Annotated in this window: 11 protein-coding genes, 1 tRNA gene and 2 pseudogenes; 5 read left to right on the top strand and 9 right to left on the bottom strand. The window is 68.9% G+C overall.

The window, feature by feature from the left end; all coding sequences use genetic code 11:
- A pseudogene (locus Q4P07_RS11585) lies at positions 1–849 on the bottom strand (hypothetical protein); the annotation flags it as partial.
- A 169-nt stretch (positions 850–1,018) separates the two neighbouring features.
- Between Q4P07_RS11585 and Q4P07_RS11580 the strand changes: the two are divergent.
- The 4 genes from Q4P07_RS11580 to Q4P07_RS11565 all read left to right on the top strand — a co-directional run bounded on the left by Q4P07_RS11580 (position 1,019) and on the right by Q4P07_RS11565 (position 7,075).
- A complete protein-coding gene (locus Q4P07_RS11580) occupies positions 1,019–2,041 on the top strand; it encodes a 3-oxoacyl-ACP synthase III (RefSeq protein WP_303375073.1) in 1,023 nt (340 codons plus the stop codon).
- Between the two features lie 67 nt (positions 2,042–2,108).
- Positions 2,109–4,811: an alpha/beta fold hydrolase gene (locus Q4P07_RS11575; RefSeq protein WP_303375072.1), complete on the top strand. Its 2,703-nt coding sequence runs from the start codon at positions 2,109–2,111 to the stop codon at positions 4,809–4,811.
- Positions 4,811–5,800, top strand: a complete 990-nt coding sequence (locus Q4P07_RS11570) for an NAD(P)-dependent oxidoreductase (protein ID WP_303375071.1) — start codon at positions 4,811–4,813, stop codon at positions 5,798–5,800. Before Q4P07_RS11575 ends, Q4P07_RS11570 begins: the two co-directional genes overlap by 1 nt.
- Before the next feature lie 51 nt (positions 5,801–5,851).
- Entirely contained in the window at positions 5,852–7,075 is a 1,224-nt protein-coding gene (locus Q4P07_RS11565; RefSeq protein ID WP_303375070.1) for an acetyl-CoA C-acetyltransferase, read from the top strand.
- Here Q4P07_RS11565 and Q4P07_RS11560 read toward each other — a convergent pair.
- The 6 genes from Q4P07_RS11560 to Q4P07_RS11535 all read right to left on the bottom strand — a co-directional run bounded on the left by Q4P07_RS11560 (position 7,072) and on the right by Q4P07_RS11535 (position 12,577).
- Positions 7,072–8,055: a DUF808 domain-containing protein gene (locus tag Q4P07_RS11560; protein WP_303375069.1), complete on the bottom strand. Its 984-nt coding sequence runs from the start codon at positions 8,053–8,055 to the stop codon at positions 7,072–7,074. The two genes, Q4P07_RS11565 and Q4P07_RS11560, sit on opposite strands and share 4 nt — an antisense overlap.
- Positions 8,056–8,165: 110 nt before the next feature.
- Positions 8,166–8,483, bottom strand: coding sequence for a hypothetical protein (locus Q4P07_RS11555; RefSeq protein WP_303375068.1), 318 nt, complete (start codon positions 8,481–8,483; stop codon positions 8,166–8,168).
- Complete coding sequence (locus Q4P07_RS11550; RefSeq protein WP_368660277.1) at positions 8,483–9,400, bottom strand: Bax inhibitor-1/YccA family protein; 918 nt, start codon at positions 9,398–9,400, stop codon at positions 8,483–8,485. The genes Q4P07_RS11555 and Q4P07_RS11550 overlap by 1 nt, the downstream gene beginning before the upstream one ends.
- Positions 9,401–9,474: 74 nt before the next feature.
- Positions 9,475–10,518 carry a glutathione synthetase gene (locus Q4P07_RS11545; RefSeq protein WP_303375067.1) on the bottom strand — a complete coding sequence of 348 codons (1,044 nt, stop codon included), beginning with the start codon at positions 10,516–10,518 and terminating at the stop codon, positions 9,475–9,477.
- A complete protein-coding gene (locus tag Q4P07_RS11540; RefSeq protein WP_303375066.1) occupies positions 10,515–11,768 on the bottom strand; it encodes a flavohemoglobin expression-modulating QEGLA motif protein in 1,254 nt (417 codons plus the stop codon). Before Q4P07_RS11540 ends, Q4P07_RS11545 begins: the two co-directional genes overlap by 4 nt.
- A complete protein-coding gene (locus Q4P07_RS11535) occupies positions 11,765–12,577 on the bottom strand; it encodes an N-formylglutamate amidohydrolase (protein WP_303375065.1) in 813 nt (270 codons plus the stop codon). The genes Q4P07_RS11540 and Q4P07_RS11535 overlap by 4 nt, the downstream gene beginning before the upstream one ends.
- Before the next feature lie 108 nt (positions 12,578–12,685).
- Between Q4P07_RS11535 and Q4P07_RS11530 the strand changes: the two genes are divergently transcribed.
- The gene (locus tag Q4P07_RS11530; protein WP_303375064.1) at positions 12,686–15,202 is read left to right on the top strand and encodes a M14 family zinc carboxypeptidase; all 2,517 of its coding nucleotides are present in this window, start codon (positions 12,686–12,688) and stop codon (positions 15,200–15,202) included.
- An 11-nt stretch (positions 15,203–15,213) separates the two neighbouring features.
- On the opposite strand, the gene Q4P07_RS11525 is transcribed toward Q4P07_RS11530, so the two are convergent.
- Both Q4P07_RS11525 and Q4P07_RS11520 read right to left on the bottom strand, forming a co-directional pair.
- Positions 15,214–15,290 (bottom strand) — tRNA-Leu (locus Q4P07_RS11525).
- A 121-nt stretch (positions 15,291–15,411) separates the two neighbouring features.
- Positions 15,412–15,724: pseudogene (locus tag Q4P07_RS11520) on the bottom strand (uracil-DNA glycosylase); the annotation flags it as partial.

Here is a 15,724-nt window from a genome sequence, read left to right as displayed (position 1 = left end):
CTCGTCCGCGCTCGGTGCCTTGATGTCCTGCGGCTCGCCCCAGTTGTCGGTGCGCAACTCGGTCACCATGCCCTCGCTCTCGAAGGCGATCTTGCGCATCAGGTTGTCGCCGTCGACCCAGAGGTTATAGACGATGTCCTCCGGGACGTCGGCCGTCGCGCCGGCGCTTTCGCCCGCAGTAGCCATCGACTCCGCCATCACGGCGCCGTCCATGGTGACCTCGTAGTGGCGCATCGTCTCACCGTCGACGTCCTCCTCGCCGACCAGGACGATCTTCTTGGCCGTCTCCGACCAGGTGTCGAACTGATCGGTGACATCGATGTCCTTGAGCGCGTCGGAGGCCGCGCCCAGGGTGTCGGAGGGCACCTCCATGAACTTGCCGTCCTCAGTGATTCCGGGCATCGACAGATAGATGCGGCCGTCAGCCATCACCATCTTCATCGCGCCCGCCCCCGGGACGCTCATGTCCATGTCGGCCAGCGGCTGATCGCCCGAAAGGTCGACCGCGCCCTCCATCGTCATGTCTCCCCCGCTGCTCTTCAGGGTCATCGACATGGTGTAGGTCGACAGCGTCTCCTTGCTCGGCTTCTGGAGCATGGCGACGAAGTCAGCGACCGAGATCTCCTGCCCGGCTACCGTGTCAGACGTGGCTTGCTCGGAGGCCGTGCTTTCCTCGGTCGTGGCCTGCGCCACGTCAGCCTCGGCGCTCGTGTCGGAGGGAGTGGACGCGGCCGTGGCCGGTGTCGGCGAGCCGGCCGTGCCATTGTCGTCGCCACCGCAGGCGCTCAGGGTTAGGGTCAGGACGCCCGCCGTCAGCAAGCCTCCCCATCGCATCCGCGCAGTGCTCATTTCGTGTTCCTTCCCATTCCCACCGAGGTAGCCGCCAGCGAGATGACTGCACGACATAAGGGTGTTCATCGTGTCACACCCAGGCGCGACCGGGCGGTCCAGTGCGCTGGCATCGCTTCTCCTGTGGTCGAATGGGTTGCTACCCCCCACCCAGCGAGGAACCTTTACGTTGAACGGCAATGCGATTTTTCGCCCGCAGGACACCGCGGTGCTCTCCATCACCGCGGTCGACGCGCCGGTCGTGAAGACCTCCGCGGAGTTCGACGAGATCATCGGTGACTCCTACGGCCGCAATGGCCTACGCCCCGGGATGCTCGCGGCGCTGGCCGGGATCAGCGAGCGCCGATGGTGGGACGAGGGTTACGACTTCGTCGACGGCGCGATCGACGCGGGCCGGGCCGCGATCGCGGAAGCAGGCATTGACCACGAACGCATCGGCCTGGTGGTGAACACCTCGGTCAGCCGCAGTTATCTCGAGCCGTCCATCGCCGTCCGGGTCCACCATGAGCTGGGCCTGGCGACGAGCTGCCTCAACTTCGACCTCACCAACGCTTGCCTCGGTTTCGTCAACGGAATGCAACTCGCAGCCACGTTGATCGACGCCGGACAGATCGACTACGCACTGATCGTCGACGGCGAGGGCTCGCGGGTGCCGCAGGAGAACACGCTGGCGCACCTGTCGTCGGCAGACGCGACCGCTGAGGACATCCTCACCCAGTTCGCCACCCTCACCCTCGGCTCAGGCGCCGCGGCAATGGTGCTCGGTCGAGCCAGCGCGCACCCTGAGGGGCACCGGCTCGTCGGTGGCGTCTCTCGCGCAGCCTCGCACCACCACGAGCTCTGTGTCGGCGACTTCGACAAGATGAGCACCGACGCCCAGGGGCTCCTGGTGGCGGGGATGTCGCTTGCCGAGGACCTATGGAAGGACGCGGCGGGCGAGTTCGACTGGTCGGACATGGACCGCTACATCGTCCACCAGGTCTCCAGGGTGCACACCTCGAAGACGGCTGAGGCCCTGGGCATCGACAAGGACCGCATCCCGTTGACCTTCCCCACGCTGGGCAACGTTGGGCCCGCGGCGGTCGCGATCACGCTGGCCAAGGAGGCCGCTGCGCTCCAGCGCGGCGACCGGGTGCTGATGATGGGCATCGGCTCCGGCCTCAACATGACCTGCCTCGAGCTTGCTTGGTGAGTTAGCGGTGCGCTCGAGGTCCGAGGACCTACCCCTGCCCCTGCACGCGCGCCATCGTGCGGCCGCGATGACCCGACGATCCGGCCACGTCCCCGACTCACCCGGGCTCCCGGTCGTCGACATACCTGGTATCGACCGGTCCTGGTCCCGGGTGGTGGTCGCCTCCGACGCTGAGGGCACACCACGAAGCTGGCACGTCCTCGACACCGGCCCGCTGCTGGCCGCTCGCGGCGAGCAGGTGCGCGCCACCCTGCTGTGCGTGCACGGCAACCCCACCTGGTCCTACCTGTGGAGGCGGGTGCTCGAGGCGGCCCCGCCCGGCTGGCGGGTGATCGCGGTCGACCAACTGGGAATGGGCTTCTCCGAGCGTCCGGTGCAGCCACGCGGGCTGGCTGCGCGCATCGAGGAGCTGGTCCGGCTCACGTCGGCGCTGGAGGTGTCCGGCCCCATCTTCTCCCTGGCTCACGACTGGGGCGGGCCGATCAGCCTGGGGTGGGCGCTGCGGCACCTCGATGACCTGCGCGGTGTCGTCCTGACGAACACGGCCGTGCACCAGCCCGAGGACAGCGCGGGCCCGGCCGTGATCCGGCTCGCGCGTCTGCCCGGGCTCGTGGACTGGGTCTGCCAGCAGACCCCCACCTTCGTCCGGGCAACCACCGCACTGTCCGTGCCACCGCTGCCGCGCCCGGTCCACCAGGCCTTCGCGCAGCCCTATCTGGCTCCGGACCGACGCGCAGCCGTCGCCGATTTCGTACGCGACATCCCGTTCGAGACCGATCACCCCAGCCGGGCGGCGCTGGACGCCGTCGCCGACGGCCTGGGCTCGCTGTCGCAGGTCCCCGCTCTCCTGGTCTGGGGTGCTCGCGACCCGGTCTTCGGTGAGCGCTATCTGCAGGATCTGCTGGATCGGCTGCCGCACGCCGACGTCCAGCGCTATCCGTCGGCGTCGCACCTGGTCCTGGAGGACCGGCCCGAGGGGATCGGCGTCATCTGGCAATGGTTGCGATCGCAGCTTGGTGAGGACCCTCACGCCGACGCCGCCGGGTCCGATCCCGCCCCTGCGCCCGAAGTGGCGCGGGTCCCGATCGCCGTGAGCCTGTCCTCACCTAGCCACACGGCAGTGGTCGAACTGGTCGGCGACGGCCGGTCGGTGACTTTCGCGCAACTGTCCGCCCGGGTCCACGACGTCGCTCGCGGGCTGGCCGCGCGAGGTGTGCGGCCCGGGGACCGGGTGGCGGTGCTGGTGCCTCCGGGAATCGAGCTGACCACCCTCGTGTATGCCGTGTGGCGGCTGGGTGCCGTCGTGGTCGTCGCCGACGCCGGCCTGGGTCTGGGCCGACTCGGTGCGGCGTTGCGGTCGGCAGGGCCCAAGCTCGTCCTGGGGATCAGCAAGGCTCTCACCCTGGCTGCCGTGACCCGCGTGCACGCCGAGCGCGTCCTCGTCACCGAGTCCGGGACGGAGCTTGATGCGCTGGCTCTGGTCGGACGGGGACTGGGGGGCTCCGCGGCCCTGCTGCCGGAGGAATCTGACCTGCCAGGGAGCATCGACGGCGCGGTGCTTTTCACTTCCGGCGCCACGGGCCCACCCAAGGGCGTGGTCTACACCCGGGACCAGCTCAGCGCGCAGGTCGCACTGCTGCGCGACACCTTCTCGCTGGGTCCCGGTGAGCGGTTCGTGGCGGCCTTCGCGCCGTTCGCGCTCTATGGTCCGGCACTGGGACTGACCAGCGTCGTGCCCGACATGGACGTCACCGCGCCGCACACGCTGACTGCGCGGCGCCTGGCCCAGGCGGTCGAGGCGATCGACGCCACTGCCGTCTTCGCCGCCCCGGCCGCCTTGCGCAACGTGGTCGACACCGCCGGCGACCTGGACGCGCACGAGCGTGGCGTCCTCGAAGGTCCGCGGCTGGTGCTCTCCGCTGGCGCGCCCGTCTCCGTGCATCTGCTCCGCAGCGTGCAAGCACTCCTGCCCTCGGCAACCACGCACACCCCCTACGGCATGACGGAAGCGCTCCCGATCGCCACGCTGGACCCCACCGCGCTCTCCCCCACGCAGGCCTCCGGCCAGTCGGGGGTCTGCGTCGGGCATCCGGTGCCAGGAGCCGAGGTCGGCATCGCGCTCCTGGACGGGCGCGGCATACCTGCCGAGGATCTCATCACCACCCCCGGGATGGTCGGCGAGATCGTCGTCCGCGGAGCCCACGTCAAGGACCGCTACGACCGGCAGTGGGCACAGCAGCGCGCCAGCGACCGCCCGGCCGGATGGCACCGGACCGGTGATGTCGGCCACTTCGACGGGGAGGGGAGGCTGTGGGTGGAGGGTCGCCTGGCCCATGTCGTCACCACTCCTGAAGGCCCGGTGACCCCCTATCCGGTCGAGGACCTCATCCGCACCGTCCCCGGCGTCAGTGACGCCGCCATCGTGGGCGTCGGCCCGGCCGGGACACAACAGCTCATCGCCGTGGTCGTGCCAGAGGGTCGCCTCGGTCCGCTGGCGTGCCGGATGTCGACCGGCACCCCTCGCGGTGCAGGGGTGCTGGCACCACCGCGGATCGCGCGCGCCGTGCGCCAGGCCGCCTCCGGAGCCAGCCCCGTGCCGGTCGCGGCCGTGCTGGTCCGAGACTGGTTGCCGGTCGACATCCGGCACGCCAGCAAGGTCGACCGTGGCTCGCTGAGCGGCTGGGCGGACGCCGTGCTGCACGGTCGAGGCGTCGCGGCTGCGGTGCGCGCCGCGCTCCGTCCGGGCGCGCCACACACGAAGAGCCGCTGATGGGGCAGCGCGTGCTGGTCACGGGCGCGAGCGGCATGCTCGGGGGCGCCGTGGCTGAACTCCTCGCCGCAAGGGGCGAGGACGTCACCGTCATGCAGCGACGGAGCGCGGGGAAGCGGCACCGGGAAAGCCTGGGTGACGTCCGCTCGCGAGAGGACCTCGCCCGCGCGGTCGACGGCCAGGACGCGGTCATCCATCTCGCCGCGAAGGTCGATGTCGTCGGCCACTGGATGGACTTCGTCAACACCAACGTCCGCGGCACCACCTATCTGGTGGCCGCGATGCGGGCACAGGGTGGGGGTCGACTGGTCCAGGTCTCCTCGCCGTCGGTGGCGCACACGGGTCGCTCTCTCGTCGGCGCGGGGGCAGCCCCCGCCACCCCGATGAGGGCGCATGGGGCCTATGCCCGGACGAAGGCCGCCGCCGAGCTGCTTGCCCTCCAGGCCGACTCTTCCGAGCTGAAGGTGACCGCTATCCGGCCGCACCTGGTCTGGGGTCCAGGCGATACCCAGCTCGTAGGCCGGATCGCCGAACGCGCCAGGCAGGGGCGACTCGCCTTTGTCGGGCGTGGCACCGCGCTGGTGGACACGACGTATGTCGATAACGCGGCCGAGGCGATCGTGGCCGCGCTAGACCGGGTCGAAGACGCTCACGGTCAAGCGCTCGTGGTCACCAACGGTGAGCCTCGCCCGATCGGCGAGCTCATCTCCGACATCTGCCGCGCCGTCGGCGCACCCCCGCCGCGCCTGCACATCCCCGCACCTCTGGCCTGGGGGCTGGGTGCCGCGGTCGAGGGCGCGGCCGTCCTGGCGGACCGGGTGCCGGGGCTGCCCCCGATCACCGCACCGCCGATGACGCGCTACCTCGCTGAGCAGCTGAGCACCGCCCACTGGTTCGATCAACGGCATACCCGCGAGGTGCTGCAATGGACCCCGAGGGTGAGCATCGATGAGGGCCTCACCCGATTGGCCGCCGGTTCCGCCACCTAGACTTCACCTCACAGACCCATCGACATCGCAGTCAAGCCCGAGGAGATCGTCATGGCCGAGGCCGTCATCGTCGCAGCCGCCCGCACCCCCATCGGTCGCGCCTTCAAGGGCTCGCTGGTCAGCGCCCGCCCGGACGACCTCGCCACCGGCGTGATCCGCGCCGCCCTCGATCAAGTGCCTGGGCTGGACCCGACCACTATCGAAGACCTCTATCTGGGCTGTGCCGAGCCTTGGGGCGAGCACGGATTCAACCTGGCACGGGTGGTGAGCGTGCTGCTGGGGCTCGACAACCTGCCGGGGGCGACGATCAACCGCTTCTGCGCGTCGTCGGTGCAGACGACCCGGCAGGCCTTCCACGCCATCAAGGCCGGCGAGGGCGACGTCTTCCTCAGTGCGGGCGTCGAGGCCGTGTCTCGCTATGCCGACTTCGCCGGGGCCGGCGGCGGCAAAGAGTCATGGCGCAACCCGTTGTTTGCCGAGGCGGTCGAGCGCGGCGCGCAGACTGCTCGCACCAACGCGACCTGGACCGATCCGCGGGAGACCGGCGCGCTTCCCGACGTCTACCTCGCGATGGGGCAGACGGCCGAGAACGTCGCTACCTCGCTCGGGATCTCTCGCGAGCGCCAGGACGAGTGGGGCGTGACCAGCCAGAACCGCGCCGAGGCCGCGATCGCGGCCGGAGTCTTTGAGCGTGAGATCGCGCCGGTGACGCTCGCGGACGGCACCGTCGTCAGCAAGGACGACGGGCCGCGGGCCGGGGTGACGATCGAGAAGGTGTCGACCTTGCAGCCGGTCTTCCGAGAGCAGGGCACCGTCACCGCCGGCAACTGCTGCCCCCTCAACGACGGCGCAGCCGCCCTGGTCGTGATGAGCGACACGCGCGCACGTGAACTGGGGCTCACCCCGCTGGCGCGAGTGGTCGCGACTGGCGTCAGCGCGCTGTCGCCGGAGATCATGGGCCTAGGTCCGATCGAGGCGTCCAAGCAGGCGTTGGCACGAGCCGGGATGTCGATCAACGACCTCGACCTCTATGAGATCAACGAGGCCTTCGCGGTGCAGGTGCTGGGCTCGGCGGACGCGCTGGGCATGGACTACGACAAGCTCAACGTGCACGGCGGCGCGATCGCGCTCGGCCACCCCTTCGGCGCGACTGGCGCGCGCATCACCACCACGCTGCTCAACGCTCTGCGGACCCACGACGGTCAGTTCGGGCTAGAGACGATGTGCGTCGGTGGCGGTCAAGGCATGGCGATCATCTTCGAGCGCCTGAGCTAGTGCGAGGCAGCCGCCGCCTGGTCTTGCTCGCCGGCGGCCGGCGCCTTCTGCTCCCGATGCGGGACCAGACTCACCACGCCTACGACGACGAGGCCGATCACGAGCCCCAGGATCGCGGAGAAGAAGGTGTTGGTGAGCCACTTGACGGTGCCGCCGAGCACGGGCACCCAGCCCGCAACGACTTCTTCCGCGTGGTGGACGAACGCATAGATCGGGTGGAAGCCCAGGTCGTCCATCCCGACCAGCAGGATATGGCCGCCGACCCAGAGCATGGCGATGACGCCCACGGTGGAGAGCACTCGCAGCACGATGGGCATCGCCTTGACCAAGCCGCGGCCGATCTTCTGGACCCCTTCGGACTCGCGCTTGGCCAGACCCATGCCGATGTCGTCCATCTTGACGATGAGCGCGACGACGCCGTAGACCAGCACGGTGATGCCGATCGCGACGACGGCCAGGATGAGCGCCCGTGAGAGGAACCCCTCTGCGGCCACCTCGTTGAGCGCGATGATCATGATCTCGGTGGACAGGATGAAGTCGGTGCGGATGGCGCTGCCGACCATCTTTTCCTCTTGCTGCTTGCCCTGCTCGACGACCGGAGCAGCCTCGGGGTCGTGGTGACCGAGACCGACCCATTCGAGCACCTTGTGCGCGCCTTCGAACGACAGGTAGGTCCCGCCCAGCATCAGGATCGGAGTGATGATCCATGGCACGAACTGGCTCAGGATGAGCGCTGCCGGCAGGATGAAGACAAGTTTGTTGCGGAAGGAGCCAAGCGCGATCTTCCTGATGATCGGAAGCTCACGGCTGGGGTCGAAGCCGGTGACATAGCGTGGCGTCACCGCGGCGTCGTCGATGACGACGCCGACGGCCTTCGCGCTGGCCCGGCCGGCGGCCGCGCTCACATCGTCTACCGACGCCGCGGCGACCCGCGCGATCGCAGCGATGTCGTCGAGCAGGGCGGCGAGACCACCAGCCATCAAGGCACCTCACAGGTAGGGAACGAACCGGGTCAAGGCTACCGCCCGTCAGGGGTCCTGCGGGACGTCGACGGCGTTGGGAGCGCAGTGCCACCGCAGGCCGCGATGGGTCAGGGCAGGGAGCGACGCAGGGTGGTGAGCCGGTCGGCGAGATCGCCAGCGGGCAGGTCGGCCTGCTGCCAGTCGTAGACCATGACCCGCAGCTGATCCATCACGGCCCCCGGTCCGAGGTCGGGGACCTGGGCCCGGCCCGAGCCGACCGGTCTGCTCCACACCTGCTCGCTGGCCGCTGCCACCTCATCAGCCAAGGTCTGCACGAGGGCGGACACGTGAGGGAGCGCAGAGAGCGCGCGGTCCAGCGGTAACTGCTGCCACCGGCGGACCACGCGCTCCAGCTCGATCCCGACGCGCTCGTCGGGATCGGTCACTAGTCGCTCTGCAGGATGGAGAAGAGGCGCAAGAACTCGATGTAGAGCCACACCAGGCTGGCGACCAGCCCGTGGCCGAGCAGCCAGGAGTACTTCTCCGGCGCACCCATCCGCACCGCGCGATCGACAGAGTCGAAGTCGACGGCCAGCGAGTAGGACGCCAACGCGACGCCGGCGAGCGCGATCAGCCAACCAAAGGGAGAGCCATAGATCCCCCAGCCGCCGCCCACGCCCATGAAGCTCGCGGCGATGTTGACGAGCAGGAAGACCAGGTAACCCATCGCGACCATGCCGAAGATTCGGCGTGACTTGGCGGTGACCTTGATGAAGCCCATCTTCCAGCCAATGAACATGCCGACCATGGTCGCCATGGTGGCGACGACTGCGGTGGTCACCACGCCCGGCCACATCGTGTTGAACGTGATGCTCACCGCGCCCAGGAAGAGCCCCTGGAGCACGGCATGCACCATGATCAGCGGGACGTTGACCTTCTTGCTCAAGCCGATGACGAAGGACAACCCGAGGGAGCCGAACATGCCGAGCAGCCAGACCGGCATCGCGATGGAGGGCTGAGCCCCGACATACATCCAGGTGGCCACCGTGGACACCAGCACCACGCCGAAAAGGATCAGCGTCTTGACGACGACGTCGTCCAGGGTGAGGCGACCCGTCTGGGCCGGGCCAGCGGGCGCCTGGGCATACATGTCCTGCAACTGGCCCGCCGTCAGCGTCTCGCTCGGTCCAGGCTGGTAACCGGCGGGGATGGTCGGCGCTCCCTGCGCAGCGCCATACGCGCTGGGCTGGTTGCCGAAGCCGGCGTATGCGCCCTGCGCGGCTTCCTTGTTAATGCGGTTGAAGATCGGGTTAACGGCCATGAAACCTCCGAGGTCGTGCGGCACGGCGGAAAAGTCCCCCACCGTGTCAGGTTCATACTTTAGAACGAACGAGCCAGGCCGCGCATTCCGACCCGCAGCGCGCCTGCCTCACTCGCTCACAGCGTGGCGAGGGCGGCGTTGGCCAACTCCCGTCCGTAGTGCGCGCGCATCGCGACCTTGCGCTCGAGGTCTTCGATCACGGCGGGGGCGAAATCCACGTCATACAGCGCCTGGCAACTGCCGAGGCCGCCAGGGCTAAAGACGTTGATCTCCATCAATTTGTCGCCGACGATGTCGATCCCGACCAGAAACATCCCGTCGGCGACCAGCTTGGGTCGGACCGCCTCGGCCAGAGCGAGCATCCCGGCGGTCACCACTACCTGCTCCGCCTTGCCCCCCGCAGACATGTTGGAGCGGACGTCGGCACCGCTGCTCCGGCGGCGGAAGGCGGCATATTTGCCGTCGACCATCAGCGGCTTCCCGTTCATCAAGAACATCCGCACGTCCCCCTCCTTGGCCTGGGGGAGGTACTCCTGGACCACGACATATCCGTCCCGGGCGATGGCCTCGACGATCTGGTTGAGGTTCGGGGACTCCTTGGAGTTGACGAGGAAGACGCCGGAACCGCCCGAGCCCTGCAACGGCTTGAGCACCGCCTTGCCACCAAGCTCGCTGACGAACTCCGAGATCCGACCCTCGTCCCGGGAGATCAGGGTCCGCGGGCGCACCGTCTCGGGGAAGTGCTGGAAGTAGGCCTTCGACAGCGCCTTGGCCAAACTGCTGGGGTCGTTCACGACGAGCACTCCTACAGACGCCATTAGCTCACCGAAACCGACCCCGGCGTTGTTGGCCCAGGCGGCGTTCTCGCCATCATCGGCGGGATCGCTGCGCAGCATCACCACGTCGAACTCGGTCAGCGGGATGCTCTCGTCGGACTCCGGCTTCTGGACGTCCTCGAGATAGCGCTCGAGCGAGCGGTAGCTCTTGTCCGCCCCACCGCGTGCCCGCGCCCGCAGCGACCCGTCCGGCTCGTAGCCGAAATCGCCCATGCCCATCACCCACGCCTCGTGCCCGAGGTTGGTGGCGGTCATGGCCAACCGGGTAGTGGTGTAGACGGCTTGCTCAGTGGCAACGTCGTTGACGACAAACGCAATCTTCATGTCAGGCCTCTCGTGAGGATGGTGAGGTCGTCGCTGGCGGCGACCTCGCGGAGCCGTGTCACGGCGCGTGGGTCCCGCAGCCAGCGCGGGGTGATGCGTGGAGGCCGGAGGATTCCACGGTCGTGCAGATCTTGGATGAGGGGCAGGTCGCGCAGCGCAAACTTGCCGAGGAAGAACAGGTCCAGCCGCCCATCCGCGGCGAGATGGTCGCGCAGGTCGAGGAGTCCGCGCAGATAGATGGCGTCCTTGGTCAGGCCTCCGGCGCGGTAGACGCGCATGACGGTGGTGTAGGCCGAACCCGCTGGCACGCCCTCGTCCAACAGCGCCGTGTGCGCCTCGCGGAAGGTCGCGCCCGAGAGCATGCGATGCACGGTCAGCACTCTCACCGCCAACTGACGGAGCCGAAAGGGGGTGAGCCCACCCGCCCCTACCTCGGCCAGGACCGCCAGACCTTCCTGGGTCTCGTCATACCCAGCCAGGCCCTGTCCGAGCGTCTTGACCGGCTGGGCCGATCCGTTGACCTGGGTGACCAGGTGCGTGCCCACCTCGTGCTGCAGGAGCGCGTTGCCGCGCACGGCCGCCACGGACGCGTCGGCGCTGATCAGGAGCGTGTCGTTCTCGACGAGCACACCGCTCACGTCGGGCCGGACCTCCGCGTGGATGCTGACGTCGGGGTCCTCTTCACGGTAGGCGGCGATCTCGGCCTCTGCGAGCGCCAAGAAGTCCTCCGCCGAGAGCATGTCGCCGGGCTGCCGCGACACCTCGAGCGTGCCGACGAGATCTTCGGCCTGTCGACGCAGCGTCGGTCCGACCGCGCCATAGAGCTCCACCGAGAGCGCCCGGAAGTCGTCGGTGTCACGCGCCCGCAGCATCTCCACCTGGAGCTTGAGCTCGCGGTGCTTGCCGCGCAGCAGATCGCCCAGGGTCGCGTCGGACACCTCCGAGAGGGCCACCTGGTCAAGCTGAGCGTCGAGGACGTCGGGGTCGGCATCCAGCTCTCGATAGCTGAAGGACGGCTCCTCGATCGTGCCGGCGAGGAAGTCGGCGCGCTGCTCGTCGGCGTCGACCGGCGTCACGTCCAGCAGGAAGCGGACGCTGGAGGCCAACATCGCGATGGTGTGGTCGACGGCGAGGTCACCGGGCGGGAGGTATGCCGTCGGTCCGGTGTCAGAGGCTGAGACCCCGGCGACTGGCGCCGGGTCGGAGGCCGCTGGGTGAGCGTGTGTCTGAGGGCCAAAACTGGCGCTCACAGCACCTCCCCTGATGGCATTCCGACAGCTTTCAGGGCCTCCAGGACCGGCGCGCTGGTGGCCGCCAGCGCCTGCTGGAGCTCGACGAGGTGGGCTTCGTCGGGCTGTCCGGTCCACTCGTCCATGAAGGTCTTCTTGAACTCCAGCGCGAGGCACACGCCCACCCCTGCATAACGCTCGTGCACCCACCAGGCCAGAGCGCGGCCCTCGAACTTGACATTCTCCCGCACGTCCAGGTGGTGCCCACCCACTTGCTGGTCGGATAGCGATCGTCGGAACGCTGCGACGACCGGCGCAAAACGCTCGTCGACGGTGCCGGTGCCCAGGTTGACCTCCGGGTTGTCCTCCAGGGGCGCCGGCCCACCGGCCGCGCCGTCGCGCCGGTGGTTGTAGGAGTGAACGTCGAAGACCACGAACGGACCCCGGGCCGCGACCTCGTCCAACTGGTGCCCGAGGTCGCTGTAGAACTCGTCATACTCCCGAAGGCTTCCCTCGACGAGTGCGTCCTGCAGGGGGTCCTCCCGCCAGACCTGCAGCCCCCAGCAGTCCTCGGGCGAGCGGTAGACGGCGGTGTCGCGCGGCCGGTTGAGGTCGACCTCGAAGCGGGAGCGGTGCGCAACCACCTGGGCCGGCAGCGCCGCTCCGATGACATCAGTGAAGGGGTCCTCCTCGCGGCGCCGCGTGTCTTCATCCAGAACCATGGCGGCAGCGATGTCGGACCGCAGGTCGTGGCCGGTGTGGATGGCAGTGGCGATCAGCTGCCCTGACCAGTCACCGAGGACGGAATGGGTGCCTTGAGTAGATGGCATGACTCGTGTCTACCCGAGGTTGACGTCCACGGCACGTTGAAGGTGGATTCCGTGTGGCGGGAGTGCCCGTTAGGCTCCGAGGGTTGTCCAGCACAAGGAGGACGGGTCGTGGAGAGCGCACCGACGCAGGATCAGCGCGCTCGTCGTAGCGCGCTCCTGGTCGTGCTCGCAGCCGGTGTGGCCGCCGCGGTGGCGCTGGGTCCCCTCGTCGTCGCTGGCGCCGTGACCACCTCGCCGACCGTCTCCGCCAGTCGTGCTGCCCCCGCGCCGGAGGCGGCCTATCCGCGTCAGACCCTGCTGTCGGAGCCTGTCGTCCAGACCGATGACGCCTCCCTCAGGCTGGGGCTCACTCCCTACCACGACATACCGCGCCGGCTCAACGCTGCGCAAGCCACTTCCGATCGGGTCTCGGCCGAGGTCATCGCCACCACCGTCACTGGGCGCGAGGTGGTGCTCGTCACCCTGACCGCCCCCGAGAGCGCGGTCCAGGCCAGCCAGCAGTCGCGCCTGCGCGACCAGATCAGCCGCCAGCCCGCCCAGGCCGCTGGTGACCGGGGACTGGCGGCGAAGTACAAGACGTCGGTCTTCTTCAACGACAACATCCACGGCAACGAGTGGGAAGGCACTGACGCAGCGCTGACCCTGATCGAGGACTATGCGACGTCCACCGATCCGGAGGTCGTGACGACCCTGGAGACCACCCGGCTGTACTTCGTGGTGACGATGAACCCGGACGGTCGCCACGACAACACCCGCCGCAACGCCTCCGGTTTCGACCTCAACCGCGACTTCATCACCGCCACGCAGCCCGAGGTGATCGGCGTCCGCGACGCCCTCGTCCGAGCCCAGCCGCAGCTCATGGTCGACCTGCACGGCTACGTCAACGGCACCCTGGTGGAGCCATCGACACCTCCGCACGGCGAAAACTACGAGTACGACCTCTTCGTCAAGCACGCCTATCCCAATGCTCTCGCGATCGAGTCCGCAATCATGGCGCTGGGCTATGGCGAGGCTGACGGTGTCCAGGCGACCCAGATCCCGTTGCGGGACTGGACCGAGGGTTGGGACGACTGGCCGCCGATCTTTACACCTCAGTACGCCGCTCTGCACGGCGCCGTCTCGCACACCGTCGAGATCCCGTTGCGGGTCAACAACAGTGCCTACCGCCTCCCCACGAAGGAGTTGCGGCGGCGGTCGGCCATCAACACCGACATCGCGCGCGCCGCAATGACCGCGACGATCGGGTATGCCGTGACGCACCGGGACCAGCTCCTGGCCGACCAGATCGAGATCTTCCGCCGTGGGGTCGCGGGCGAGGCACCGACGCCGGTCGAGGATGGCCTCTTCGGGCTGATCGGCCCCGAGGACGTCTACCTCACCGACTATCCGCGCGCCTACGTCATACCCGTCGGGCCGGCGCAGCGATCCGCTCCGGCGGCCGCGCGCCTGGTTGACCACCTGATCGCCAACGGGGTCACCGTGACGGCGCTGTCTAAGGCCGCGTGGATCGGGGGCGTGACCTATCCGCAGGGGTCCTACGTCGTCGACGTGCACCAGGCCAAGCGAGGCATGGCCACTGCCCTCCTCGGCCCCGGCAGCGACATCTCCGACCGGGTCGATGCGATGTATGACATCTCCGCCTGGAGCCTCGGGCTGCTCTGGGGCGCCGACGTCGTGACCGTGCCCCCCGACCAAGAGCTCAAGATCGTGGGTCGCGCTGTCACGGGGGCGGCCTCTACCGGCGCGGTCTCCCCGGCCGCCACGCACGGCTGGGTCCTGCACCTGTTGGATCCCGCCGACGTGGCGGCGCTCACGGCGCTGCAGGAGCGAGGCGTCGCGGTCCAGCAGCTCTCTGACGGCAGCGTCCTGGTGCCTTCCGGAGCCGGTGAAGCAGCTGCAGACGTGGCAACCATGCACGGTGTCGAGCTGGAGGCCGCGCCCGCCGGAGCTCACGGCACGGGCCTGGCAACGCAGGTGGTCGGGGTCGCCGGGACGGCCGAGGAGAGGTGGGCTGTGAAGGAGATGGGCCTGACCATCGCGCCGGTCGACACGGCTGCCCTCAATGACGGGCTGGAGCTGTCCGACCTGGATGCTCTCTACGTCTCCTCGGGCCTGTCGTGGCGTGACCTGGAGCCGCAGGCTCGCGCAGAGCTACGTGCCTTCATCGCCGACGGCGGCGGGATCGTCGCTCGGGGCAAAGTCGGCGCAGCGCTCAACGACGCGCTTGGGATGCTGGAGCTCACGGCAGTCTCAGGGCGCTCTGACGCCAACGGGGTCGCGGCCGTCGACAGCGCCGACACCCCGATCGCGGCCGACGCCACGGCCACGACCTTCGTCTACTCTCCGTTATGGTTCACCGGCCTCGGCCCGGAGGTCGTGGTCGACCAGCGTTTTGCCGCCGATCCGCTGGTGAGCGGCCACTGGCGTGCTGACGCCCGCGGGCAGGGAGGACCCGCGTCGGCGGCCGGCCAACCGGTCATCGTCAGCGGCATCGACGCGGCCACCGGCGCACGAGCGGTCCTCATCGGCTCCGAGCCGCTGTTTCGCGCCCACCCCAAGGGTCAGTACGCCCTGGTCGCCCGAGCGCTGCTGTGGGCCGGCCTGGACGACTCAGACCGGCCCTGACCCTGCCACGCTGGTGCCCCTGGCGGGATTCGAACCCGCACTGGACCCATTTTAAGTGGGCTGCCTCTGCCGGTTGGGCTACGAGGGCCGCAGCCAACCCTACCCAGGCTGCAGCCCCAGGCCCGGATCGGTGCCGCACACCGCAAAGTCACTATCAAAATGCGGGGAGCTCCTGCGAAACCCCTACAAAAATTGGGGGCACATGCGGATCACAGGGTCGCGATGACCTCGTCCAGCATCGTCTCGGTCAGCTTGCCGGTGAAGGTGTTCTGCTGGCTGACGTGATAGCTGCCCACCAGCCGCACCACTCGCGAGTCCGTGGTCACCAGTTGCGCCTGCGCACCGTGCCCGAAGCGCGGCTTGGGGCGCGGCACCTGCCATCCCATCTCCCGGACGGTGCGCAGGGTCGCATCCCAGCCGATCAGGCCAAGCGCCAAGATGGAGCGCAGGGTCGGCGCGGCCAGCTCCAGCTCGCGGTGCAGCCAGGGCGCGCAGGTCGCCTTCTCCTGCATGGTCGGCTTG

The sequence above is a fragment of the Ornithinimicrobium sp. genome, assembly GCF_030537745.1.
In the GTDB taxonomy this organism is placed as follows: domain Bacteria; phylum Actinomycetota; class Actinomycetes; order Actinomycetales; family Dermatophilaceae; genus Ornithinicoccus.
This window is presented reverse-complemented; position numbering and strand designations above follow the sequence as displayed.